Annotated in this window: 16 protein-coding genes; 10 read left to right on the top strand and 6 right to left on the bottom strand. The window is 66.4% G+C overall.

All coding sequences use genetic code 11. The features are described 5' to 3' along the window. Nucleotides 1–217 precede the first annotated feature (217 nt). From QJT82_RS18505 to QJT82_RS18475, 7 genes are all read left to right on the top strand, one after another. A complete protein-coding gene (locus QJT82_RS18505; RefSeq protein ID WP_028339748.1) occupies nucleotides 218–5,425 on the top strand; it encodes an alpha-2-macroglobulin in 5,208 nt (1,735 codons plus the stop codon). Next, complete coding sequence (gene pbpC / locus QJT82_RS18500) at nucleotides 5,422–7,536, top strand: penicillin-binding protein 1C (RefSeq protein ID WP_028339749.1); 2,115 nt, start codon at nucleotides 5,422–5,424, stop codon at nucleotides 7,534–7,536. The genes QJT82_RS18505 and pbpC overlap by 4 nt, the downstream gene beginning before the upstream one ends. Before the next feature lie 163 nt (nucleotides 7,537–7,699). After that, nucleotides 7,700–9,364: a glycosyltransferase family 39 protein gene (locus QJT82_RS18495; RefSeq protein WP_155258401.1), complete on the top strand. Its 1,665-nt coding sequence runs from the start codon at nucleotides 7,700–7,702 to the stop codon at nucleotides 9,362–9,364. 1 nt (nucleotide 9,365) lies between these two features. Then, nucleotides 9,366–10,211 carry a phosphatase PAP2 family protein gene (locus QJT82_RS18490; protein WP_028339751.1) on the top strand — a complete coding sequence of 282 codons (846 nt, stop codon included), beginning with the start codon at nucleotides 9,366–9,368 and terminating at the stop codon, nucleotides 10,209–10,211. 66 nt (nucleotides 10,212–10,277) lie between these two features. Then, complete coding sequence (locus QJT82_RS18485; RefSeq protein ID WP_035631165.1) at nucleotides 10,278–11,069, top strand: glycosyltransferase family 2 protein; 792 nt, start codon at nucleotides 10,278–10,280, stop codon at nucleotides 11,067–11,069. Beyond that, complete coding sequence (locus QJT82_RS18480) at nucleotides 11,069–11,407, top strand: lipid-A-disaccharide synthase N-terminal domain-containing protein (protein WP_016845896.1); 339 nt, start codon at nucleotides 11,069–11,071, stop codon at nucleotides 11,405–11,407. The genes QJT82_RS18485 and QJT82_RS18480 overlap by 1 nt, the downstream gene beginning before the upstream one ends. 141 nt (nucleotides 11,408–11,548) lie before the next feature. After that, nucleotides 11,549–13,345 carry a M23 family metallopeptidase gene (locus QJT82_RS18475; protein ID WP_028339752.1) on the top strand — a complete coding sequence of 599 codons (1,797 nt, stop codon included), beginning with the start codon at nucleotides 11,549–11,551 and terminating at the stop codon, nucleotides 13,343–13,345. Nucleotides 13,346–13,394: 49 nt separating this feature from the next. Here QJT82_RS18475 and QJT82_RS18470 read toward each other — a convergent pair whose 3' ends face one another. Beyond that, nucleotides 13,395–15,092 (bottom strand): Na/Pi cotransporter family protein, encoded by a 1,698-nt coding sequence (locus QJT82_RS18470; RefSeq protein ID WP_028339753.1) that lies wholly within the window; start codon nucleotides 15,090–15,092, stop codon nucleotides 13,395–13,397. Nucleotides 15,093–15,431: 339 nt separating this feature from the next. Here QJT82_RS18470 and QJT82_RS18465 point away from each other — a divergent pair, with 339 nt between their 5' ends. Both QJT82_RS18465 and QJT82_RS18460 read left to right on the top strand, forming a co-directional pair. Beyond that, on the top strand, nucleotides 15,432–15,677 hold the full coding sequence (locus QJT82_RS18465) for a PilZ domain-containing protein (RefSeq protein ID WP_026192789.1): 246 nt from the start codon (nucleotides 15,432–15,434) through the stop codon (nucleotides 15,675–15,677). Nucleotides 15,678–15,817: 140 nt separating this feature from the next. Further along, on the top strand, nucleotides 15,818–16,642 hold the full coding sequence (locus QJT82_RS18460; RefSeq protein ID WP_028339754.1) for a tetratricopeptide repeat protein: 825 nt from the start codon (nucleotides 15,818–15,820) through the stop codon (nucleotides 16,640–16,642). Between the two features lie 19 nt (nucleotides 16,643–16,661). Here the strand turns inward: QJT82_RS18460 and QJT82_RS18455 are convergent, their stop codons facing one another. The 5 genes from QJT82_RS18455 to metC all read right to left on the bottom strand — a co-directional run bounded on the left by QJT82_RS18455 (nucleotide 16,662) and on the right by metC (nucleotide 22,465). Beyond that, nucleotides 16,662–17,930, bottom strand: a complete 1,269-nt coding sequence (locus QJT82_RS18455) for an AAA family ATPase (protein WP_028339755.1) — start codon at nucleotides 17,928–17,930, stop codon at nucleotides 16,662–16,664. Continuing rightward, a complete protein-coding gene (locus tag QJT82_RS18450; RefSeq protein WP_028339756.1) occupies nucleotides 17,927–18,664 on the bottom strand; it encodes a CpaD family pilus assembly protein in 738 nt (245 codons plus the stop codon). Before QJT82_RS18450 ends, QJT82_RS18455 begins: the two co-directional genes overlap by 4 nt. 33 nt (nucleotides 18,665–18,697) lie before the next feature. Next, nucleotides 18,698–20,089: a type II and III secretion system protein family protein gene (locus tag QJT82_RS18445; RefSeq protein WP_245288680.1), complete on the bottom strand. Its 1,392-nt coding sequence runs from the start codon at nucleotides 20,087–20,089 to the stop codon at nucleotides 18,698–18,700. A gap of 91 nt (nucleotides 20,090–20,180) precedes the next feature. Further along, nucleotides 20,181–20,981, bottom strand: coding sequence for a Flp pilus assembly protein CpaB (gene cpaB / locus QJT82_RS18440; RefSeq protein WP_016842117.1), 801 nt, complete (start codon nucleotides 20,979–20,981; stop codon nucleotides 20,181–20,183). 287 nt (nucleotides 20,982–21,268) lie between these two features. Then, nucleotides 21,269–22,465 (bottom strand): cystathionine beta-lyase, encoded by a 1,197-nt coding sequence (metC, locus tag QJT82_RS18435; protein ID WP_028339758.1) that lies wholly within the window; start codon nucleotides 22,463–22,465, stop codon nucleotides 21,269–21,271. Nucleotides 22,466–22,793: 328 nt separating this feature from the next. Between metC and QJT82_RS18430 the strand changes: the two genes are divergently transcribed. Further along, the gene (locus tag QJT82_RS18430) at nucleotides 22,794–23,810 is read left to right on the top strand and encodes an amino acid ABC transporter substrate-binding protein (RefSeq protein WP_028339759.1); all 1,017 of its coding nucleotides are present in this window, start codon (nucleotides 22,794–22,796) and stop codon (nucleotides 23,808–23,810) included. The last annotated feature ends 16 nt before the right edge of the window (nucleotides 23,811–23,826 follow it).

Here is a 23,826-nt window from a genome sequence, read left to right as displayed (position 1 = left end):
GTGGTCGAGCGACAAAGGCGAGCAGGGACCCGCCCTGCGTTGGCCTGTCCAGCCCGTCGCGCCGCACGATGCTGCCGCCGGGGCTGGTCAAAGGAATGTCGGCAATGCGATCTGCGACGTTTTCGTCCGTTCATGTCCGCGCCTTCACTCCGTCACCTTTTCGCGCACTTTTGGCCCCAACGCGGCGTTCGACCGCGGGGCGTTCAGGAGCTCCATCATGATCGGATTGGTTCGTGCCGCCACGATATGCGCCACGCTGCTGCTCGCCCTGGTGAGCGCCCAGGCCGCGGACAAGGCCTTCAAGCGCGACGATCTCGCCGATTCCGCGATCAAGTTGGAAGCCCAGATCAAGAGCGAGGCCGGCGCGGTCAACAAATCGGCCGCGACCCTGCGCATCGACGCCGACGCCGCCTTCAGGCGCAATGATTTCCGCGGCGGGCTGCAGATCCTCGGCCAGATCGCGGCGACCACGCCGGAGGACGGCGCCAACTGGCTGCGCCTCGCCAGGACGATCTTCCAGATACGGTCGGCGAGCTCCAGCGAACAGACGTTCCTGATGGAGCGCGCCTCCACCGCCGCCTACATCGCCTATCAGCGCGCCGGCAATGCGGGCGAGGAGGCGGACGCGCTCGCCGTGCTCGGCAAAGCGCTTGCCGAGCGCAAGCTGTGGCGCCCGGCGCTGGACAGCCTGCGGCTGTCGCTCGACATGCGCGAGGTCGCCGATGTCCGCGGCCAGTACGAGAAGATGCGCGACGAGCACGGTTTCCGGCTGCTCGATTATACTGTCGATTCCGACGCGGCCTCGCCGCGCGCCTGCTTCCAGTTCTCTGAGGAGCTCGCCAAGCGCGTCGACTTCGCGCCCTATCTGGCGCTCGCCGGCACCGACAAGCCGGCCTTGTCGGCGGAAGGCCAGCAGCTCTGCGTCGACGGGCTGAGGCACGGCGAGCGCTACAACATCAATCTGCGCGCCGGCCTGCCGTCGACCGTCAAGGAGACGCTGCCGAAATCGGCCGAGTTCAACATCTATGTCCGCGACCGCAAGCCGTTCGTGCGGTTCAGCGGGCGGGCCTATGTGCTGCCGCGGACCGGACAGCGCGGTATTCCGGTGGTCAGCGTCAACACGCCGGCGGTCAAGGTCGACGTCTTCCGGATCGGCGACCGCAACCTGATCAACACGGTGATCGACAGCGACTTCCAGAGCACGCTGAGCCGCTACCAGCTCTCCGATCTCGGCGACCAGCGCGGCGTCAAGGTGTGGTCGGGCGAGCTTGCGACGGCGACCACGCTGAACCAGGACGTCGTCACGGCGTTTCCGGTCGACCAGGCGCTCGGCGACCTGCAGCCCGGTGTCTATGTCATGACCGCCGCGGCCAAGGGGCCGGGCACCGACGACGACGGCACGCTGGCGACGCAATGGTTCATCGTCTCGGACATGGGCCTGTCGGCCTTCTCCGGCAATGACGGTATCCACGTCTTCGTCAACTCACTGGCTTCGACCGAACCGGTCGCCAACGCCGACGTGAAGCTGGTCGCCCGCAACAACGAGATCCTGGCCACCCGCAAGACCGATGCCGCCGGCCACGTGCTGTTCGAGCAAGGCCTGGCCCGCGGCGAGGGCGGGTTGTCGCCGGCGCTGCTGACTGTCATGGGCGAGAAGGCCGACTACGCCTTCCTGAGCCTGAAGACCAATGCGTTCGACCTCACCGACCGCGGCGTCGCGGGCCGGGCGATCCCGGCCGGCGCGGACGCCTTCGTCTACGCCGAGCGTGGCGTCTACCGCTCCAACGAGACCGTCTATCTGACCGCGCTGCTGCGCGACGGGCAGGGCAATGCTCTGACCGGGACGCCGCTGACCATGGTGATCGAGCGCCCCGACGGCGTCGAATTCCGCCGCGCCGTGCTGCCCGACCAGGGCGCCGGCGGCCGCATGCTGGCGGTGGCGCTCAATTCGGCGGTGCCGACCGGCACCTGGCGCGCCCGCGTCTTTACCGATCCGAAGGGCTCCTCGGTCGGCGAGACCACCTTCATGGTCGAGGATTACATCCCCGAACGAGTCGAATTCGATCTGACCAGCAAGGAGAAGGTGATCAAAGCTGAAGTTCCAGTGGAACTTCAGGTCTCCGGCCACTTCCTCTACGGCGCGCCGGCCTCGGGCCTGCAGCTCGAGGGCGACATGCTGGTGGCGCCCGCGGCGAACGGCCGGCCCGGTTATGCCGGCTATCAGTTCGGCGTCGACGACGAGCAGACGGCGAGCAACGAGCGGACCCCGATCGAGGACCTGCCGGAGGCCGATGCCAACGGCGCCGCGACATTCCCGGTGAAGCTCGAGAAGGTGCCGACCTCGACGCGGCCACAGGAGGCCCAGATCTACATCCGCATGGCGGAGACCGGCGGACGCTCGGTGGAGCGCAAGATCGTACTGCCGGTGGCCCCGGTGGCCTCGCTGATCGGCGTCAAGCCGCTGTTCGGCGACAAGAGCGTGGCCGAGGGTGACAAGGCCGAGTTCGACGTCGTGTTCGTCGCGCCCGACGGCAAGCAGCTGCCGCGCAACGGGCTGCGCTACGAGCTGTTGAAGCTGGAGTCGCGTTACCAGTGGTACCGGCAGAATTCGTCCTGGCAGTATGAGCCGGTCAAGTCGACCCGCCGCGTTGCCGATGGCGACGTCAATCTTGCCGCCGACAAGCCGATGCGCCTGACCTTCCAGCCGCAGCCCGGCCGCTACCGGCTCGACGTGAAATCGACCGACGCCGACGGTCCCGTTACTTCAGTGCAGTTCGACGTCGGCTGGTATTCCGACGGCAGCGCCGACACGCCCGATCTGCTGGAGACCTCGATCGACAGGCCGGAATATTCCTCGGGCGACACCATGACGGTGTCGGTCAATGCCCGCACATCAGGCAAGCTGACGGTCTACGTGCTTGGCGATCGGCTGCTGACCACCCAAAGCGTCGACGTCAGGGAGGGCACCCAGCAGGTCAGGCTCCCCGTCGGCAAGGATTGGGGCACCGGCGCCTATGTCATGACGACGCTGCGTCGTCCGCTCGATGTCGCCGCCGGGCGCATGCCCGGCCGCGCGATCGGGCTGAAATGGTTCGGCATCGACAAGAAGGCGCGCACGCTTGCCGTCGAACTGTCGCCGCCCGCGTTGGTGCGGCCGGGCTCGACGCTGAAGATCCCGGTCAAGCTCGGTGGGCTCAATCCCGGCGAGGACGCCAAGGTGGTGCTGGCCGCGGTCGATGTCGGCATTCTCAATTTGACCAATTACAAGCCGCCGGCGCCGGACGACTACTATCTCGGCCAGCGCCGCCTGACCGCCGAGATCCGCGACCTCTACGGCCAGCTGATCGACGGCATGCAGGGCACCCGCGGCCAGATCCGCAGCGGCGGCGACTCCGCCGGCGCCGAGCTGCAGGGCTCGCCGCCGACGCAGAAGCCGCTCGCGCTCTATTCCGGCATCGTCACGGTCGGGCCTGACGGGACTGCCGAGGTGAGCTTCGACATCCCGGAATTCGCCGGTACCGCGCGGGTGATGGCGGTGGCGTGGAGCGCAACCAAGGTTGGCCGCGCCAATGTTGACGTGATCGTGCGCGATCCCGTGGTGGTGACCGCGACATTGCCGCGCTTCCTGCTGACCGGTGACAAGGGCACCATCAGCATGGATATCGACAATGTCGAAGGCGCAGCCGGCAACTACGCCATCAGCGTCAAGGCGAGCGGCCCGATCAAGGCTTCCGGCAATTCGACCACGACGGTGAAGCTCGCCGCCAAGCAGCGCTCCTCGCTGTCGCTGGGCCTCGAGGCCGGCGGCGCCGGACGCGCCGAGTTCGACGTCGACATCTCCGGGCCGAACGGGCTGACGCTGGCGCGGCATTATGCGCTCGACGTCAAGCCGGCGACGCAAGTGCTGGCGCGCCGCTCGATCCGCACGCTGGCGAAGGGCGAGAGCCTGACACTGACCTCGGACATGTTCTCCGATCTCGTGCCGGGCACCGGCAGCGTGTCGGTCTCGGCGAGCCTGTCGACCGCGCTCGATGCCGCGAGCATTCTGAAGGCGCTCGATCGCTATCCCTATGGCTGCTCCGAGCAGATCACGAGCCGCGCGCTGCCGCTGCTCTATGTCAACGATCTCGCCGCCGGCGCCCATCTCGCGATGGACACCGCGGTCGACCAGCGCATCCGCGACGCGATCGAACGGCTCCTCGCTCGACAAGGGTCCAACGGCTCGTTTGGCCTGTGGTCGGCGGGCGGCGACGACGCCTGGCTCGATGCCTACGTCACAGACTTCCTGACCCGGGCCCGCGAAAAGGGCTTTGCGGTGCCGGACGTGCTGTTCAAGAACGCGCTCGACCGCGTCAGGAACTCGGTGGTCAATGCCAACGAGCCGGAGAAGGACGGCGGCCGCGATCTGGCCTACGGCCTCTACGTGCTCGCGCGCAACGGCGCAGCACCGATCGGTGATCTGCGCTATCTTGCCGACACCAAGCTGAACAATCTGGCGACGCCGATCTCCAAGGCGCAGCTTGCCGCGGCGCTGGCGCTGGTGGGCGACAAGGCGAGGGCCGAGCGGGTCTATGGTGCCGCGCTCGATGCGCTGAACCCGAAACCCGTGATCGAGTTCGGCCGGGTCGACTACGGCTCGGCATTGCGCGACGCTGCTGCGCTGGTCTCGCTCGCGGGCGAGGGCAATGCACCGCGCACCACGCTGACGCAGGCCGTGCTGCGGGTCGAGGCGGCGCGGGGACTGTCGCCCTACACCTCGACGCAGGAAAATGCGTGGATGGTGCTGGCGGCGCGGGCGCTCGCCAAGGAAACGCTGGCGCTCGACATCAACGGCCAGCCGGTCAAGACCGCGGTCTATCGCAGCTACAAGGCCGAGGAGATGACCGGGCAGCCGCTCAGGATCACTAATACCGGAGACGCACCGGTGCAGGCGGTGATCTCGGTGTCGGGCTCGCCGGTCACGCCGGAGCCGGCGGCCTCCAACGGTTTCAAGATCGAGCGCAGCTATTTCACGCTCGATGGCAAGCCGGCCGATGTCGCCAAGGCGAAACAGAATGACCGCTTCGCGGTTGTCCTGAAGGTCACGGAAGCAAAACCGGAGTTTGGGCACATCATGGTGGCCGACTATCTGCCGGCCGGGCTCGAGATCGACAACCCGAACCTGGTGTCGTCGGGCGACTCCGGCACGCTCGGTTGGATCGAGGACGGCGTCGAGCCGAAGAACACCGAGTTCCGCGATGACCGCTTCACGGCGGCGATCGACCGGGGCGCCAACGACAAGTCGGTGTTCACGGTCGCCTATGTCGTGCGCGCGGTGTCGCCGGGGAAATATGTGCTGCCGCAGGCCTATGTCGAGGACATGTACAATCCCTCGCGCTATGGCCGCGGCGGAACCGGTGCGGTTGAGGTGAAGCCGGCGAAATGAACGGAACGTTGAGGACAGCACCGGTACGCGGATCGCGCTGGCCACGGATCAAGACGGTCCTTGCGATCTGTGCCGTCGCGACGCTGTGCGCAGCCGGCGCCTTCGCCGCCTGGGTCGTGTCGCTCGGGCCGCTGCCGCTCGACAAGGCCCAGCAGGTCTCGACCACGGTGATCGATCGCAACGGCAAGCTGCTCCGCGCCTATGCGATGGCGGACGGGCGCTGGCGGCTGCCGGTCGACGCCAAGACGTCCGTCGATCCCACCTATCTGAAGCTCTTGTTCGCCTATGAGGACAAGCGCTTCTATGAGCATCACGGCATCGATCCGCTGGCGCTGTCGCGCGCCGCATTCCAGCTGCTCACGAGCGGCCATATCGTCTCGGGCGGTTCGACGATCACGATGCAGCTGGCGCGGCTGATCGAGCCGCGCCACCAGCGCTCGGTCTACGCAAAGCTGCGGCAGATGGTGCGCGCGGTCGAACTGGAGCGGCAGCTTTCGAAAGACCAGATCCTCGATATCTATCTTGCGCTGGCGCCGTTCGGCGGCAATCTCGAAGGCATCCGCGCCGCCTCGATCGCCTATTTCGGCAAGGAGCCGAAGCGGCTGTCGCTCGCCGAAGCCGCGCTGCTGGTGGCGCTGCCGCAATCGCCGGAGCGGCGGCGGCTCGACCGTTACCCGGACGCCGCCCACGCCGCCCGCGACCGCGTGCTCGAGCGCATGGTCGAGGATGGCGTGGTGTCGAAGGACGATGCCGCGCAGGCCACGGCGACGGCGGTGCCGAAGATGCGCAAGCAGATTCCGATCCTGGCGCCGCATTCGTCCGATCAGGCGATCGCGACGATGAAGGATGCGCCCGTCATCAAGCTGACGCTCGACGCCACGCTGCAACGGAACCTGGAGGCGCTGGCGCGCGACCGCGCCATCGCGCAGGGGCCTGACGTCTCGGTTGCGATCGTCGTGGTCGACAATGAGACGGGCGATGTGCTCGCGCGCGTCGGCTCGGCGGATTATTTCGACGAGCGGCGGGCCGGGCAGGTCGACATGACGCGCGCCGTGCGCTCGCCGGGCTCGACCTTGAAGCCGTTCATCTATGGCCTTGCCTTCGAGGATGGCTTTGTCCATCCCGACAGCCTGATCGAGGATCGGCCGATCCGCTTCGGCACCTACGCGCCGGAAAATTTCGACATGACGTTTCAGGGCACGGTGCCGATCCGCAAGGCGCTGCAATTGTCGCTGAACGTGCCGGCGATCGCGCTGCTCGACCGCGTCGGTGCCAGCCGGCTGTCGTCGCGGCTGAAGCAGGCCGGCACCAGTCTCGTGTTGCCGAAGGACGAGGCACCGGGCCTTGCGATGGGTCTCGGCGGTGTCGGCATCACGTTGCAGGATCTCGCCCAGCTCTATTCCGGCCTGGCGCGGCTTGGCGCGACCAAGCCGCTGCGCGAGATCATGCAGGCCAATGACGGCCGCGACACGATGCGGCTGATGGATCAGGCTGCGGCCTGGCAGGTCGGCAACGTCCTGCTCGGCACGCCGCCGCCGGAGAACGGCGTGCACAACCGGATCGCGTTCAAGACCGGTACGAGCTACGGCTATCGCGATGCCTGGTCGGTCGGCTTCGACGGCCGCGTCACGATCGGCGTCTGGGTCGGCCGTCCCGACGGCGCGCCGGTGCCGGGTCTGGTCGGCCGCACCGCCGCGGCACCGATCCTGTTCGACGCCTTTGCGCGCACCGGCAAAATCCCGGCGGCATTGCCGAAGCCGCCGCGCGGCGTGCTGGTCGCCTCCAACGCGAAACTGCCGCCGCCGCTGCGCCGCTTCCGGCCGCTCGGCGAACTGGTCCGCAGCGGCAGCGACCAGGCTCCGCATATCCAGTTTCCGCTGAACGGCTCGCGCATCGATGTCGATCAATCCGAGGGCGGCCGCAATGCCGCGCTGCCGGTCAAGGTTGCCGGCGGGGTGCTGCCACTGACGGTCCTTGTGAACGGTGTCTCAGCCGGGGACATCGACAGCCGGCGCCAGCGCCTGATCGACCCGCCGGGGCCGGGCTTCGCCCGGCTCACCGTGATCGACGCCACGGGGGCCGCGGATACCGTTGTGATCCGCGTGCAATGATCGCACGGGAAAGCGGAGCGGCACGGTCGGAAAGCGGAACAGCACAGTTGTTTGCGCTGCGGTTTCATCGTATGCGAAACCCATGGTGGATGGCCTCCAACCCCGGCGCTTCGGAGCAGGGCAACAGTCTGTAAAACCTGCGCATTCGAGCCGCAGGCTGTTCATGGCGTTCGAGTTCGCAACGGCCAGCCAATGGCGTTCGATCCTGTTCCTGACGCTGACCTGCCTGGTGCTGTTCCTGCCGGGCTTCTTCACCATCCCGCCGATCGACCGTGACGAGGTCCGCTTTGCTCAGGCGACCAAGCAGATGGTCGAGAGCGGCGATTTTGTCGACATCCGCTTCCAAGACGACGTCCGTTACAAGAAACCGGTTGGCATCTACTGGATGCAGGCAGCTGCGCTGAAGACCGTCTCCGCGCTCGGGGTGCCGCGTGCCCAGGTCCGCATCTGGGTCTACCGCCTGCCGTCCCTGATCGGCGCCATCGGCGCCGTTTTGCTGACCTATTGGGCGGCGCTGGCCTTCGTGACGCGGCAGGGGGCCGTGCTGGCCGCCCTGATGATGGCAAGCTGCGTGCTGCTCGGGGTCGAAGCCCGGCTCGCCAAGACCGACGCGATGCTGCTGCTGACGGTCACCGCGGCGATGGGCGCGATGGCACGGGTCTATCTGTCGTGGCAGCGTGGCGAGGACCCCGCGCACCCGTCATGGGTCCCGCCTGCGGTCTTCTGGGCGGCGCTGGCGGTCGGCATTCTGCTCAAGGGGCCGCTGATCCTGATGTTCGTCGGCCTTGCGATGGCGGGGCTTGCGATTCTCGACCGATCGGCGGCCTGGTTCTGGCGCATGCGCCCGGTCTGGGGCCTGATGTGGACCCTGGTGCTGGTGCTGCCGTGGTTCGTGCTGATCTTCCTGCGCGCCGGCGAGACCTTCTTTGCCGACTCGGTCGGCGGCGACATGCTGAGCAAGCTCGGTGCACAGGAATCCCATGGCGCGCCGCCTGGAATCTATCTGCTGCTGTTCTGGATCACGTTCTGGCCCGGCGCGCCGCTGGCCGGCATGGCGGCACCTGCGGTTTGGCGGGCGCGGCGCGAGCCCGGTGCACAGTTCCTGCTGGCCTGGCTGATCCCGTCCTGGATCGTGTTCGAGGCCGTGCTGACCAAGCTGCCGCATTACGTGCTGCCGCTCTATCCGGCGATCGCGATTCTGACCGTCGGCGCGCTGGAGCGGCGCGTGCTGTCGCGCTCGCCCTGGCTGTTGCGGGGCGCTGCCTGGTGGTTCGCGATCCCCGCATTCGGCGCCGTGCTGGTGATCGTCGGCGCGATCAAGGCGATCCATCAGCCGGTGTTTCCGGCCTGGCCGTTGTTCGCCGTCGCGATGGTGTTCGGACTGTTCGCGTGGTGGTTGTTCGAGGACAGCCGCGCCGAGCGCTCGCTGCTCAATGCGGTGATTGCCGCGGCGCTGATGGCAGCCGGCACCTATGGCGTGGTGCTGCCGCGGCTCACCACCGTATTTCCGAGCCAGGAGGTCGCACGCGCCTTGCGCAACGTGACCTGCGTCGGCCCGAAGGCGGCAGCCGCCGGCTTCCACGAGCCGAGCCTCGTGTTCATGACCGATACCTCGACGCTGCTCACCGACGGATCGGGCGCCGCGGATTTCCTCGGGCAGGGCTCCTGCCGCTTCGCGCTGGTCGAACAGCGCTCGGAGCGCGCCTTCGTGCAGCGCGCCGAGGCGATCGGCCTGCGCTACAACGCGCCGGTGCGCGTCGAGGGCTACAACATCTCGCAGGGCAAGGCGGTCTCGATCGCGATCTTCCGTTCCGAAGGGACGGAATGACATGCCGGCGCTGCCAGCGACCCCGGAATCCGCCAACTATTTCGGACGATTGCTGACGCTGGTTTGGCTTTCCCTCGCCCAGCTCGTGCGGGCGCCGTCGCATTCGCGCCGCGCCGAGGCGGCGCGCCGCTCCGCGCGCCACGGACTTTTGCTCGTCGTCATTGTCGGCGCCGGGATCATCACGCTGATGTATGCGTTCGATGTCACCGAGATAAGTCTGATGCCGCCACGCGGCACGCCGAGTCTGTGGTGGGTGAAGACGCTCACCGATTTCGGCAAGGACGAGTATGTGCTGTGCGCGCTTGGCCTGCTGCTGATCGCGGTCGCGTTGGCGGCGCCTGCGCTGCGTGGCGTGCCGCGCGCCACCTTGCTTGGCCTCGGGACAAGGCTGCAATACCTGTTTCTGTCGGTCGTGCTCTCCGTCGCTGTCGGTGAATTGATCAAGTGGATCGTCGGCCGCGGGCGGCCCTTTGTCGGCGGCAAGGCCAATGCCTTCAACTTCCAGCATTTCGCCGGCACCGAGGCCTATTCGAGCTTTCCGTCGGGACATTCGATCACCGCGTTCGCGCTGGCCTTTGCCGTGTCCGCGGTGTGGCCTGGCGCGCGGTTCGCGATGCTGGTCTATGCGCTGGTCATCGCCGCGACCAGGCTCGTGCTGCTGGCGCATCATCCGAGCGACGTGGTGGCCGGCGCGCTGGTCGGGGTGATCGGCGCAATGGTCGTGCGCTACTGGTTCGCCGCCCGCCGCCTTGGTTTTGCCATTCATCGCGACGGCACTGTGGTGGCGCTGTCAGGACCGTCGGACGGGCGTCTCAAAAGGGTTGCGAGGAGCGCCTTCGCCCCATAAAAGCGGTCGCCCGACGGTCGGATCGGGCTGGTTCCATCGCCGACAATACCAACCACGAGTGCCGATTTGCCTGCTCCCGACCAGACGCCGGTCGCCGTTTCCATCGTCGTGCCTGTGCGCAACGAGGCGGACAATATCGCGCCGCTGATCGCCGAGATCGCGGCCGCGCTCGACGGACGCTGGGCCTACGAGATCATCTACATCAATGACGGTTCGACCGATGCCACCGGCGAGCGACTGAGCGCGGTCATGGCCGAGCGGCGCAATCTCCGGCAGCTCCGCCACGCAGTCTCGTCGGGCCAGTCGGCGGCCGTGCGCAGCGGCGTGCGCGCCGCGCGCGGCGCGATCGTGGCGACGCTCGACGGTGACGGGCAGAACAATCCCGCCTTCCTGCCGGACCTGATCGCGGCGGTCGAAAGCGGCAACGGTCGCGTCGGCCTCGCCGCGGGCCAGCGCGTCGGGCGCAAGGACACCGGCTTCAAGAAGCTGCAATCGCGCATCGCCAACACGGTGCGCGGTATCATCCTGCGCGACGGCACCCGCGACACCGGATGCGGTCTGAAGGCGTTTCCGCGCGAGGTGTTTCTGGCGATGCCTTACTTCGACGGGCTGCATCGTTTTCTTCCGGCACTGGTCCGCCGCGAGGGGCTGACGATTGCCTATGTCGACGTCGTCGACCGGCCGCGCCATTCCGGCGTGTCGAACTATGGATTCTTCGACCGGCTCTGGATCGGGATCATGGATCTCGCCGGCGTGTGGTGGCTGATCCGCCGCAAGAAGCCGACGCCGGTCGTCACTGAAGTGGTCGCTGAAGTGCCCGATGTCGCCGGCGTGCCGGGCGTGACCGAGGTGAAGTGATGCTGATTCAGTACGGTCAGGCGCTGAGCGCCTATCTCTACGACGTGTTCATCGCCAAGTTCGACTTCTGGCTGGCGTTCGGCCTGATCGCGCAACTGTTCTTCACCGCGCGCTTCCTCGTGCAGTGGATTTCCAGCGAGCGCGCCGGCCAGAGCGTGGTACCGATGGCGTTCTGGTTCTTTTCGATGGGCGGCGGCCTGATGACGCTGATCTACGGGCTTGCCAAGCGCGAGCCCGTCATCATCATCGGGCAGGGTCTCGCCACGCTGATCTACATCCGCAACATCATGCTGATCGTGAAGAACCGCGGCCGCGGGTCGAAGACGCTCGATAGCTGATTGCCGTCATCGTCGGCACGGCATCGATTGCGACCGAATCTGAACCAAGGTCAAAGATTCGCCCCAAGGCGCATGGCATCTACGACCTGCCGTGGGCGTGGCGGCATCTCGAGACCGTGCCCCAGGGGATGAGGGGCGTTGATGACCAGCCGTGACGAAGCGACGAAAGCGGGTGGTCTATCGGGCGTCCGCGATGTTCCGTCGCTTGACGAGCCGCCGCTGACCGGCGAGCGCAAATTGCCTGACCGGCGCGCCGTCAGTTTCCGCTGGATGGCGGGGACGATTCTGATCGGATCCGCCGCCGTCGCTCTTCTTGCCGGCGCGCTTCGCGGGGCGTTTGGCGATCACGTGCGCTTCGCAGCAGCGCCGGTCGTGTCACTTCCGCGCTTCGCAGGGCAGGTGGCTGACGAGGCGCGGCGCGGCGATCGTCTCGACCGAAGACTGGGCTCGCAGGGCAATTCCGCTGCGCTCAAGATTGAGCAGCTGAGCGATGCCGGCGCGGTCCGTCGATTTACCCGCGTGTCAGCGCGGCTCGCGGAGATCGATCTCGAACCACACCAGGAAGCGCCGGGAGACGAAAAGGACGAGGCGCGACCGGGCTCGCAACGCGACCTGCTGTCGGAACTGCCGGCCATCATACGGACAGGTCCATCGCGCCGCCCGCTGCCGGGCGGCACCAGCGCCTATGCTGACGGTGAGGACGTGCCGCATCCGCCGGTTCCGATAGGTGAGGCTGTCAACGTAACCAACCTTCCGAAGTCTCCTTCGTCGTCGCGTCACCGGCGACATGTCATTATCGCAAGAAGCGGCGACACGCTGTCCGCCATCTTGCGGGCGCTGGCGGCGGCCGCGGAGGACGCGCCGGCGATCCTCGCGGCTTTCCCGTCGCCTGGCGCTCGAGAGACGCTTTCCGGTGGCGACAAAATCACGGTCATCGAACAAGGCGGAGACGCCGGTTCGCCGCGCGGCCATGTCGCGAAAGTGTCGATCGAACGGGCCGGCTCGGATGTGTCCGCCGTCGGTCGCACCGATGGCGGCCAATACCAGCCGATCGTGCCGGAACAGCCCGACATCGCCGTGCGGAGCGATAGCCCGCTGCGTGAGTCGATCGATACGCATTCCGTTCCGGGCGAAACGCTCCGTGACGGGCTTAACGCGCTCGCCCGCTCCAACCACGTCGATCAGGGGATCGTTGCTGAACTGATGCGGCTCTGTGGCCGAGATTTCGATCTCGACGAGCCGCTCGGCGACGCCGATGTGGCTGAGATCATCTACGCGCCGAACGACATCGGTCAGCCGGAGTTGGTCTTCATTGACTTGACGGCGGGCGGGCAGACCCGCCGGTACTATCGCTTCACTGCGCCGGACGATGGCAGCTCCGATTTCTATGATGAGACCGGCCAGTCCATCACCAAATTCCTGTTGCGCAAGCCGGTCGTGAGCGGGCGGCTCGGCGACGGCTTTGGCTGGCGGATTCATCCGATCCTTGGCGACCGCCGCTTCCATGAGGGCGTCGATTATGCGGCGCCCTATGGGTCGCCCATCGCGGCCGCCGGCGCCGGCGTCGTCGAGACCGAAGGGTACGAACGGGGGTACGGGAAATTTATCCGCGTGCGGCACGACCGCGGCTATGAGACGACCTATGCCCACGTCGCGAGCTTCCCGCCTGGGCTGAAGATCGGAGACCGCGTTCGGCAGGGCGAGACGATCGCCTTTGTCGGATCGACCGGGCTCTCGACCGGACCGCATCTCTATTACGAGGTCCGGATCAACGGCCGCAACGTCGATCCGCTTCGGATGAAGCTGTCTGGCGGCCGGCTGCTGCAAGGCGACCTGCTTGGGGCCTTCGATCGCCAGCGTGACAGCATCAACCAACTCGCCGCGGTCTCCGCGCTTCCACAGCGGCGTTTCGGCTCCGAACATCGGCCGCCGACATAGCGAGCGCAGATCGCATCAGGCCATGGCGCCGTGGCGGGCCTTGCCGGGGTCAGGAGCCCGGAGAGCTCGAAGGCACGGGCGCCGCAACGTCGGTCGTCGCCATCGTGCTCTCGCGGTCGGCGGCGGTCTCGCCGGCGGCATCGAGCACGGGATAGGCGACCGAGCAGATATGCGAATGGATGCGGCGAAGATCGCGCAGCACGTCGAGATGCAGCGAAGTGGTCTCGATGGTTTCGGGCCGGCCTTCGCGCAGGCGCTCCAGATGACGCTCGACGGCGGCCAATTCGGCCGCGCGCAGCGCCGCCTTTTCGGTGAGCAGCTTGCGCGCCTCGTTGGCGTCGCCCGACATGAACACGCCGAACGCGATCCGCAGCGAGTCGATCGTGCGCTTGTGGAACGCCGACAGTTCCTCGGCGCCTTCGGTGGAGAATTGCAGGCGATGCTTGATCTTCTTGGTCGCGAGCTCGCTCAGGTTCTTGTCGACGATGTCGCCGATATGTTCGAGATTGATCGCGAAGGCGACGATCTCCATCGCGCGCTGACCCTCGCGCTCGTCCAGGCTGCCGCGGGTGAGTTTCGTGACGTAAAGCTTGATTGCCTCGTTCAGCCGGTCGACGGTGTTGTCCATCTTCGACACCTGGTCGACCAAAGCGCGATCGTTGGTCAGCATCGCCGCCATCACCTTGCGCAGCATGGCCTCGGTGTGATCGCCCATATGCAGCACCTCGCGCGCCGCATCGGCCAGCGCCAGTGAGGGCGTCTCCAGCGCGCTCTCGTCGAGATAGCGCGGCCGTGATGGATCGGTCTCCTGCGCTCGCTTCGGCAACAGACGCTCGAGCAGCCGCGCCATGTGATCAAGCACGCCGATGAACAGCAGCGCGGTCGCAACGTTGAAGGCGATGTGGAACAGCGCCGTCGCCTTGGCGAGATCGGGCTGCCAGGCGTAGATGATCTCGGTGATCGGGCGGAGGAACGGCGCCACCAGCAGGATGCCGACGACGCGGTTGACGAGGTTGCCGACCGGCAGCCGGTAGCTTGCCGGGTTGTCGCGCCGCGCGCCCTCCAGCAACGGATTGATGGCGCTGCCGAGGTTGGCGCCGAGCACCAGCGCAAATGCGGCATAGGGCGAGATGAACTGGGAAAAGGCCAGCGACATCACCAGCAGCACGCTGGCGACACTGGAATGGACCAGCCAGGTGACGACGGCGCCGATCAGGATGCAGAGCACGGGATCGCCGGTGATCGCGCCCAGGAACACGCGCACGCCCGGGGCATTCTCGGCGGGCGCCATCGTATCGAGCAGGATGTGCAGCGCCAGCAGCATCAGGCCGAGGCCGATCGAGACGCGGCCGAGGTCCTTGATCCGGGAGCGCGGCCCGCTGCGGAACGCGACGAGGCCGACAATGAACAGAACCGGCGCGATGGCGGCGACGTTGAACGACAGCACCTGCACGATCAGCGTGGTGCCGATATTGGCGCCGAGCATGATCGCGAGCGCCGGCACCAGGCTGACGATCTCTTCGGCGGCGAAGGAACTGGTGATCAGGGCAGTCGCGGTCGAGCTCTGGAGCAGGGCGGTCAAGCCGAGACCCGCGCCAAGGGCGGTAAAGCGGTTGCGCAGCGCCCGGGCGAGCAGTAACCGCAAATCCGGTCCGAAGGCACGCAGAATCCCGCTATGGACCATGTGCAGGCCCCACAGCAGGAGTGCCACGCCCCCCATCAGATCGAGCAGAACAATGCTTCCCATGCTTCCTGGCATCCCGGCGAATTCGAGTCGAAAGGATATAGGTATCGTCTATCGACTGGCGATCAACCCCTTTTTGTTCTCATGCGAGCCCCGGGCGGGAGCGACGCGCGCTGCTGAGTGGATCGGCCGATCGGGAGGGCGTTATGCGACCTGCAGCGACAATTCTCAACTATTCAATCTTTGATTGATCAAAGCTTCTGGGGCCCGGCGAGGGCGCCCCCGGGTAAACGAATCTCGAACGCGACCGCTCAATTGCGATCGGTTCCGCTAGGCAGTTTCCAATCTTTCCCGGGTATGACGATAGGCCAGGAAGTTGCCCAGAAAGGCTTGGGGATCAGAATGTTCATGAATCGCCGCAAGAGCGAACGCCGCCCGTGCCGGAGCGTCGCCAAAATTCAACTGGGCACAGGGTCGCTGCCACGCGACTGCATGATCACCGATATTTCGGCCGGCGGCGTCAAGGTGATCGCCGAATATCTGGAGATCCCGCCGGAATTCACCATCATCCTGTCGACCGGCAGTCCGCGTCAGTGTCGCCTGGCCTGGCAGATCGGGCACGAGTTCGGCGCCCAGTTCGTCGACTGAACCCGCCATTTGGCTGCTTTCTCGCAAGGCGTCCGGCACCGGATCTGGGCCGGATGACGGCGACATGATGGCATCCTTAACCGGACCTTAGGGTTAAGCTGTGAGCATCCCGGAACCTTCGCCGTTCCGAGTCCCGCTTTATGTTTGAGAAATTACCCCGACCCTCAGGCCGCGCGCGCCGTCTCGCGGGCTCGGTATCTGCCGCGATCCTGCTGATCGGGTTGTCCGCCTGTCAAACCTCCGGCCCGTCTGACATCACGGGCTCATTGGGCGACACGGCGGAGGCCACGCCGGCCCCGGCCGATCCGCGGCGCGACATCGCGACCTACCACGAGCGCGTCCGCGCCAACCCGAAAGATACTGACGCCGCGCTGAAATACGCCCGGGCGCTGCGCGCCACCGGCCAGCGGGCCCAGGCGGTCGCCGTCATGGAGCAGGCGGTGCTGGCGCAGCCCAGCAACAAGGCGCTGCTCGCAGGTTACGGACGGGCGCTCGCCGACAACGGCAATTTCCAGCAGGCATTCGACGTGCTCGGGCGCGCGCATACCCCGGAAGATCCGGACTGGCGCATCCTGTCGGCGCAGGGCGCCGTGCTCGATCAGCTCGATCGCCACGACGAGGCGCGGCAGTATTATGCGAGTGCGCTGAAGATCGTGCCTGACGATCCGTCAGTGCTCTCCAATATCGGGCTGTCCTATTTGCTGTCGAAGGACCTGCCGAAGGCCGAGGAGACGCTGCGCCGTGCCCGGGAGCGCGCCCCCGGCGACATGCGGGTGCGAACCAATCTCGCCGTCGTGGTTGGCCTGCAGGGCCGCCAGTCCGAGGCGGAAACCATCATGAAGGCCGATTTGCCGCCGGACCAGGGTTCAGCCAACGTCGCCGCGCTGAAGCGGCTGTTGGCGCGCAGGGATGCGAGCCGCACCGACGCCGAAAAGATCCCGGTCGCGGCCAGTCGCCGCGACTAGGACGGTTTCAAGCGGGACGCTAGCCGGCGGCCCGGCGCCCGTCGTTTCGGCGCGACTGCAGCTTCTTGAGGATCGGCGACAGGAACGACTCGCGGGCTTCGGCGAGATCGGGGCGGCCGGTGAGGCGCTGCGCGATCTGCAGGAAAGTCCTTGTGGTGCGGTGACGCGCGGAGACTTCCGCGATCATCTGGCCGTTGTTGGCGGCTTCACCGAACAGCCGGCAGTCGAACGGGATCGCCGCGATCGGCTGGCTCTCGATCGTCTTGGCGAAATCCTTGACCTCGATCTCGGGGCGCTTCGACATGCCGACCTGGTTCAGGCAGTAGAGTGGCGGGCGGTCGTTCGGACGTGCGGTCCTCAACAGGTTCATCATGTTCTTGGTGTTGCGCATGTTGGCGAGGTCGGGCTCGGCCACGATCAGGATATCGTCGGCACCGACCAGCACGCGTTTGGTCCAGGCGGTCCATTGATGCGGCACGTCGAGCACGATGCAGGACGTCGTCATGCGCATCGTATCGAAGATGGCATCGAACGCTTCGGCGCCGAAATCGTAGACCTGGTCGAGGGTGGCCGGCGCCGCCAGCAGGCTGAGATGATCGCCGCATTTTGCGAGCAGGCGTTCCATGAACGCAGAGTCCGGACGTTCGGGCGAGAACACGGCGTTGGCGATGCCCTGCACCGGGTCCTGATTGTAGTCCAGCCCGGCGGTGCCGAAGGCGAGGTCGAGATCGACGACCACTGAGTCCAGCCCGAGGTCGCGCGCGATGGTCCAGGCGACATTGTGGGCAACGGTCGAGGCGCCGACGCCGCCCTTGGCGCCCGCGACCGCGATCAGGCGGCCGACCGAGACCGCTTCGGAGGCCGAGAACAGGCTGCAGATCGAGCGTACGATGTCGAGCACCTTGACCGGCCCGATGACGTAGTCGTTGACGCCGCGCCGGACCAGTTCGCGATACGGCGCAGTCTCGCCGGGCATGCCGAGCACCACGACGCGGGTGCCGGGATCGCAGACCGTGGCGAGCTCGTCGAGACCGGCCAGGAAATCATGATCCGGCTCGGTCTCGAGCATGATGACGTTGGGCGTCGGCGCCTTGTGGTAGGCGTCGATCGCCGCGGCGATGCCGCCCATATGGACCGAGAGATGAGCCTTGGCGAGCCGGCGGTCGTCGGCAGCCGCGCGTGCGTTCGCGGCGGTCGCGACGCTGGCGCAGAAGGCCTGCACGGAAATCCGCGGCGCCGGCGCGATGTAATCGTTGGCGTGCTGCGGCTCGTCTTGCTGTTCGGTCATTTCGCGGCGTCGCTCAGCTTGGCTTTCTCGGCTTCGGGGTAGGCGGTCGCGGTCGACTCACCCTTGCGGTATTTATCGAACGCGATCGTACGGCGCGGCGTATAGGCTGCGGTCTCGGTTCGCGGCTGTTCGAGGTCGGACGGATTGGCGACCATGGCGGCAAGGTTACGCTGCGTGGCGCAGCCGAAATTGTCGTACTGCTTGTTCTCGTTGTAGCTCGGATTGTAGATCGAGGGACCGAGGTCGCTCGGCCACACTCCGCAGGGACCGGCGACGGCGGCCATCTTCGGATAGCTCAGGCGAATGGTCGGAAGCGCGCGCGGATCGTCGAGATGGTAGGGGCGCTTGGTGATGGCATGGGCGGGCACGCCCATCGACGCCAGCAGGCCGCGGATCTCCTGATACACCGCCTGTGCCGAGCGCGCGTTCGAGCTGTCGGCCGGCACGTCGATCGCAATCGCGCCGGTGCCTTCGCGGCGCCAGGTCCGCGCCAGCCCCATGACGTCGTCGCGCTGCGTTTCGGTGAGGTTGCCGCGGGCGCGGCCGACGAAGACGACGATCGATTGCTCGCCTTCGGTGACGGCGATCGGATGCCGCTGCCGGTAGTCGTCGGGCACCGTGCCGGTGACAACATCGCCCGTCAGATTGCAGCCGCCGAGCGCGATCGCGCTGACGACGAGGGCGCCGAACAGCGACAGCGTCCTGGCACGACCGGCTTGTGTGTTGCGTGTCATCATAGGATCCCCCAACCCCTTCAGGTCCGCGCCTCAGTCGATGATGAAGCCGAAATTGACCGGCGTGGCGCCGATCGGCTCGCCGCGGGCGGCAACGCCGTAGATGCGATTGACGCGCGCCAGCAGCGCCGACTGCGCGTCGGAAGCCGGAGCAAATCCGTCGTCGGGACGGGACAGCTCCTTCTGCGCAACGGCGCGCACCACGTAGGGCGTCACGATGACCATGAGCTCGGTCTCGTTGTTGACGAAGTCCTGGCTCCTGAAGAGCTGGCCGAGGATCGGGATCTGATCGACGCCGGGCATGCCGTTGATGGCCTGCTTGGTCTGCTCCTGGATCAAACCGGCCATCGCGATCGAGCCTCCGGAGGGCACCTCCAGCGTGGTGTCGGCGCGGCGGGTCTTGATCGAGGGAATGGTCGTGCCGTTCTGACCGCCGGTCAGGGCGTTTTCCATCGAGACTTCGGAGACCTCGGTCATCACCTTCAGGCTGATCCGTCCCTCGGTCAGCACCACCGGAGTAAAGTTGAGCGAGATGCCGAACTTCTTGAAGCTGACGGTCTGGACGCAATTGCCGATCGTGCCCGACGTCGTCGTCTGGCAGGTGACGCCGGTCGGAATCGGAAACTCGCCGCCCGAAATGAAGGTCGCCGACTCGCCCGAGATCGCGGTGAGGTTGGGTTCGGCCAGCGTCTTGACGACGCCCGCGCTCTCCATCGCGCGCAGCGTCGCGGTGACGGTCGGCACGCCGAGCTTGTTCAGGGCTGCGCCCGTCAGCCCGTTGCTGGGGGCGAGCGCACCGTTATTGGCGGTAAAGGCGTTGGCGTTGTTGAAGACCACCGCGGCGGTGCCGTAGTTCATGTTGGCGCTGAGGTCGACGCCGAGTTGCTTGACGACGTCCCGGCGGACTTCAGCAACGGTGACTTTCAGCATCACCTGGTCGCGGCCGCGGACCACGATGGAATTGACGACCTTGTCGGCGCTGCCGACCAGTTTGGCGGCGATGTCGCCGGCCTGCTGGGCCTCGACCGGGCTTGCCACCGTGCCGGTCAGGACGACGCTGTCGCCGACGCCCTCGATCTGGACGCCGGGCAGCATCTGCTTCAGCGCAGCGCGCATGCCGTTGAGGTCGCGCTTGATGGCGATGTCGTAGGAGGCGACCTGGTTGCCGTCGGCGTCGAAGAACACCACATTGGTCTGGCCGACCGCCGCGCCGATGATATAGGCGCGCTGCGCCGAGCGGATCACGGCGTTGGCGATCTTGGGATCGGCGACCAGAACGTCCTTGGCCTCGCGCGGCAGATCGACCACGACCGACTTGCCAACGCCGAGCGAGACGGAGCGCGTCTTGGCGGCGATGCTGCTCGTCACCGCGACATCCGCGTTCTTGTCGGGATCGGTCGCGCTGGCAAGGGCAGGGATCAGCATCAGCGCAGTGATCGCCGAGAATGACAGCGCGCGGACCAGCGTGGTCGACGTCGCCATTTGTTTCGCACCCGTCGTCATATCGAAGCCCCCATCACTTCTGTGTCGTCAGAGAGCTCGGGATGCCGAAGCGCACCACCTTGATGCTCTCGCCCCGCTTCGGGGCATGGTCTCTGGTCTCGTCGGTCTGCTCGTTGACGTCGGCGATGCTGCGCAGCGCCAGCGCCAGCGTGCCGCTCTGCCGGGCGCGCGCCAGCGTCTCGGCCTGTTCGGGCTTGAGCTCGAGGGTCACGGTCTTGCCGACGAGGGAGTTGTTGCCGTCCTTCTCCTTCGGCGCCTGGTCGATCGCCAGCACGCGGACGTTGGACAGCAGTATTTCAGTGGTGACGATATCGCGGCCGCCTTGCTGGTCGGGATTCTTGTCGCGTCGCGACAGGATCACATCGACGCGGTCGTTCGGCAGAATGAAGCCGCCGGCGCCGGTCTCCGGCGAGATTTCGGTGGAGATCGCGCGCATGCCGGAGGGCAGGATCGCGGCCATGAAGCCGCTTCCATTGGCCTTGACCAGCTTTTGCTCGCGGATCGGTTCGCCGACGATGAAGGGCGCGCGTGCGATCGAACCGATGACGTCGTTCATGGCATTGGCGTTGGCGTCGTGACGGATGAACGCGCTGCTTGCGGTTTCAGCCGGCCAGCGCTGCCACTGGATGTCTTCGGCCTTGACCGATTGACCGAGCCCGATGTCGGACTTCGCGACCAGCACTTCGACGGTCGGCAGTTGCGCGACGGGCGGCGCGACCGGCGCCGGTTTGCGATCGCCAACGCTCGCGAGATACATGGCCGCGAGGCCTGCGACGCCGGCGATGCCGAGGACCACGATGCGTGCCGTTTTCATGCGATTGTCTGAATGCCCTTCACACCGGGCAATCGCGTCCTTGCGGCACTGACAGCCCTTCCCGAGGCATCACTACGGCCGCAAAAGTATAAGGGAACTTGATGGAAGGTCCGGACAATTAAGGGATTGGTGGGGATGGTGAACGGCGAGTTATCGGCGCCGTCGCATCTCCGCAGAATCCCGGAGTTCGCGCTCGCGCAACGTGTGCGATGTGGGAGTCGCAACGCGGCGTCACAGCCGGTCGGTCGTGGTTAATGTCGCCTGATGCGCAATCCCGCGCGCACGGATCAGAGCGCGGCTTTCAACGCGGCAAAGCCGCGATCGAGATCGGCCTTGAGGTCATCGAGGTTCTCGAGCCCGATATGCAGCCGCAGCGTCGGGCCGCCCGGCGACCATTTGGTCGCGGTGCGATAGTCGCTGCAGTCGAACGGGATGGCGAGGCTTTCGAAGCCGCCCCAGGAAAAGCCCATGCCGAACAGCGTGAGCGCGTTCAGCATTGCATCGACCGCGGTCTGCGGCACCGGCTTCAGCACGATGCTGAACAGCCCGGAGGCGCCGGTGAAGTCGCGTTTCCAGATCGCGTGCCCGGGATCGGTGTCGAGGGCAGGGTGCAGCACGCGATCGACCTCGGGCCGCGCGCCGAGCCAGCGCGCGATCTCGAGCCCGGAGCGATGGTGCTGCGCAAGCCGCACCGATAGCGTGCGAACCCCGCGCAGCGCGAGATAGACGTCGTCGGGGCCGGCGCAGACGCCGAGCAGGCGGATCGCCTCCTGGATCAGCGGCCAGGCTTTCGCATTGGCTGCGATGGTGCCGAACATGATGTCGGAGTGGCCGCCGACATATTTGGTGCCGGCCTGCATGCTGATGTCGACGCCCTGTTCGAGCGAGCGGTGGTAGAGCGGCGTCGCCCAGGTGTTGTCGTCGATCATGAGCGCGCCGCGGGCGTGCGCCACGGCCGATATCGCCCGCACGTCAGGCATCTCGAACGTCTGCGAGCCGGGCGCTTCGATCAGCACCGCGCGGGTGTTCGGCTTGAACAGCGTCTCGATGCCGGCGCCGATCAGCGGGTCGAAATAGCTCGTCTCGATGCCGTAGCGCTTGAGCATGTTGTCGCAGAAATTGCGGGTCGGCCGATAGGCATTGTCGCACACCAGGAGGTGATCGCCCGTTTTGAGCACGGCAAGCAGCGTGGTGCTGATCGCCGCCAGTCCCGACGGGGCAAGGCCGACGCCGGCACATTGCGGGCCTTCCAGCGCCAACAGCACGTCCTGCAGCGCCCGCGTGGTCGGGCTGCCATGGCGCCCATAGGTAAATTCGGCGCGATGGGCGTGGAGGTCCTCCGCGGTCGGATAGAGCACGGTCGAGCCGTGAAACACCGGCGGATTGACAAAGCCCTTCTGGGCCTTGGTGTCGCGGCCGGCCGTGACCAGACGGGTCGCGGCCTGTTGCGGGTGGGAGGGCGTGGAGCCGTCGGAGGAGGTCATGGAGCGCTGCCGTTAGACTTTAGACTTTTTGCCGCAGCCGTACCGCGTCGGGAAAACAGGGCCGGGCCGGGAGGTGTTACTAACAAGAGGTAGAAGACATGCGTCAACCCCTTGACCCGGCTCGTCAGTCGCTATGTGATGCGCCGCAACTGCCAGTCGCCGCACGTTGAGGGGCCTGCCGCGACCTACGATCCGTTGCCTGACCGGTTTGCAGGTCAAACTGCCGGTCAAATCGGCATTTTTGCTGCAAGGGATCATTGGGATGGCCCGTGAACGCGAGGCGATCACAAAGTAACCGTCCACCGGACGACCCTGAAAGGCCCCGCCCATGAAACGCGTATCCCTGGCTGTCACCCTTGCCGCTGCCGCCGCCCTGTCGGTCCAGGCCGCCTCGGCGCAAACCCTCAAGACGGTCAAGGACCGAGGCCAGCTGTCCTGCGGCGTCAGCGGCGGCCTGCCGGGCTTCTCGTCGCCGGACGACAAGGGGAACTGGACCGGCATCGACGTCGACATCTGCCGTGGCATCGCCGCGGCGATCTTCGACGATCCGTCCAAGGTCAAGTTCGTGCCGCTGTCGGCCAAGGACCGCTTCACCGCGCTGCAGTCGGGCGAGATCGACGTGCTGTCGCGCAACACCACCTGGACGCTGTCGCGCGATACTTCGCTCGGCGCCAACTTCACCGGCGTGACCTATTATGACGGGCAGGGCTTTCTGGTGAAGAAGTCGCTGAAAGTGAACTCGGCGCTGGAGCTGAACAGCGCGTCGGTCTGCGTGCAGACCGGCACCACGACCGAGCAGAACCTCGCCGACTACTTCAAGGGTAACAACATGAAGTACGAGGTGATCGCGTTCGCCGGCGCCGACGAGACCGTGAAGGCCTACGAGACCGGCCGCTGCGACGTGTTCACCTCCGACGTGTCCCAGCTGTATGCGCAGCGGCTGAAGCTCGCCAACCCGGCCGACCACGTCGTGCTGCCCGAGATCATCTCCAAGGAGCCGCTCGGCCCGATGGTTCGCCACGGCGACGACCAGTGGTTCGACATCGTGAAGTGGGCGCTGTTCGCCCAGATCAATGCCGAGGAACTCGGTGTCACCCAGAAGAACGTCGACGAGATGGCCAAGTCGGACAAGCCTGACCTCAAGCGCGCCTTCGGCACCGACGGCAATCTCGGTGAGCAGCTCGGCCTGACCAAGGACTGGTTCTCCCGCATCATCAAGGCCGTCGGCAATTACGGCGAGATGTACGATCGCAACGTCGGCGTCGGATCGAAGCTGCAGATCGCACGCGGGCTCAACAATCTCTGGAACAAGGGCGGCATCCAGTACGCGCCTCCGATCCGCTGATCGGCGACGAGGCGGC

This window comes from Bradyrhizobium sp. Mp19 (assembly GCF_029952935.1).
GTDB lineage: Bacteria > Pseudomonadota > Alphaproteobacteria > Rhizobiales > Xanthobacteraceae > Bradyrhizobium > Bradyrhizobium elkanii.
Note: the sequence above shows the minus strand (reverse complement) of the source record. Positions and strands in the feature narration are given on the sequence as shown.

Excerpts from the sequence above, each read along its gene's own strand:
- QJT82_RS18505 (WP_028339748.1), top strand. The coding sequence starts at position 218 with ATGATCGGATTGGTTCGTGCCGCCACGATATGCGCCACGCTGCTGCTC.
- pbpC (WP_028339749.1), top strand. The coding sequence starts at position 5,422 with ATGAACGGAACGTTGAGGACAGCACCGGTACGCGGATCGCGCTGGCCA.
- QJT82_RS18495 (WP_155258401.1), top strand. The coding sequence starts at position 7,700 with ATGGCGTTCGAGTTCGCAACGGCCAGCCAATGGCGTTCGATCCTGTTC.
- QJT82_RS18490 (WP_028339751.1), top strand. The coding sequence starts at position 9,366 with ATGCCGGCGCTGCCAGCGACCCCGGAATCCGCCAACTATTTCGGACGA.
- QJT82_RS18480 (WP_016845896.1), top strand. The coding sequence starts at position 11,069 with ATGCTGATTCAGTACGGTCAGGCGCTGAGCGCCTATCTCTACGACGTG.
- QJT82_RS18475 (WP_028339752.1), top strand. The coding sequence starts at position 11,549 with ATGACCAGCCGTGACGAAGCGACGAAAGCGGGTGGTCTATCGGGCGTC.
- QJT82_RS18470 (WP_028339753.1), bottom strand. The coding sequence starts at position 15,092 with ATGGGAAGCATTGTTCTGCTCGATCTGATGGGGGGCGTGGCACTCCTG.
- QJT82_RS18465 (WP_026192789.1), top strand. The coding sequence starts at position 15,432 with ATGTTCATGAATCGCCGCAAGAGCGAACGCCGCCCGTGCCGGAGCGTC.
- QJT82_RS18460 (WP_028339754.1), top strand. The coding sequence starts at position 15,818 with ATGTTTGAGAAATTACCCCGACCCTCAGGCCGCGCGCGCCGTCTCGCG.
- QJT82_RS18455 (WP_028339755.1), bottom strand. The coding sequence starts at position 17,930 with ATGACCGAACAGCAAGACGAGCCGCAGCACGCCAACGATTACATCGCG.
- QJT82_RS18450 (WP_028339756.1), bottom strand. The coding sequence starts at position 18,664 with ATGACACGCAACACACAAGCCGGTCGTGCCAGGACGCTGTCGCTGTTC.
- QJT82_RS18445 (WP_245288680.1), bottom strand. The coding sequence starts at position 20,089 with ATGCTGATCCCTGCCCTTGCCAGCGCGACCGATCCCGACAAGAACGCG.
- cpaB (WP_016842117.1), bottom strand. The coding sequence starts at position 20,981 with ATGAAAACGGCACGCATCGTGGTCCTCGGCATCGCCGGCGTCGCAGGC.
- metC (WP_028339758.1), bottom strand. The coding sequence starts at position 22,465 with ATGACCTCCTCCGACGGCTCCACGCCCTCCCACCCGCAACAGGCCGCG.
- QJT82_RS18430 (WP_028339759.1), top strand. The coding sequence starts at position 22,794 with ATGAAACGCGTATCCCTGGCTGTCACCCTTGCCGCTGCCGCCGCCCTG.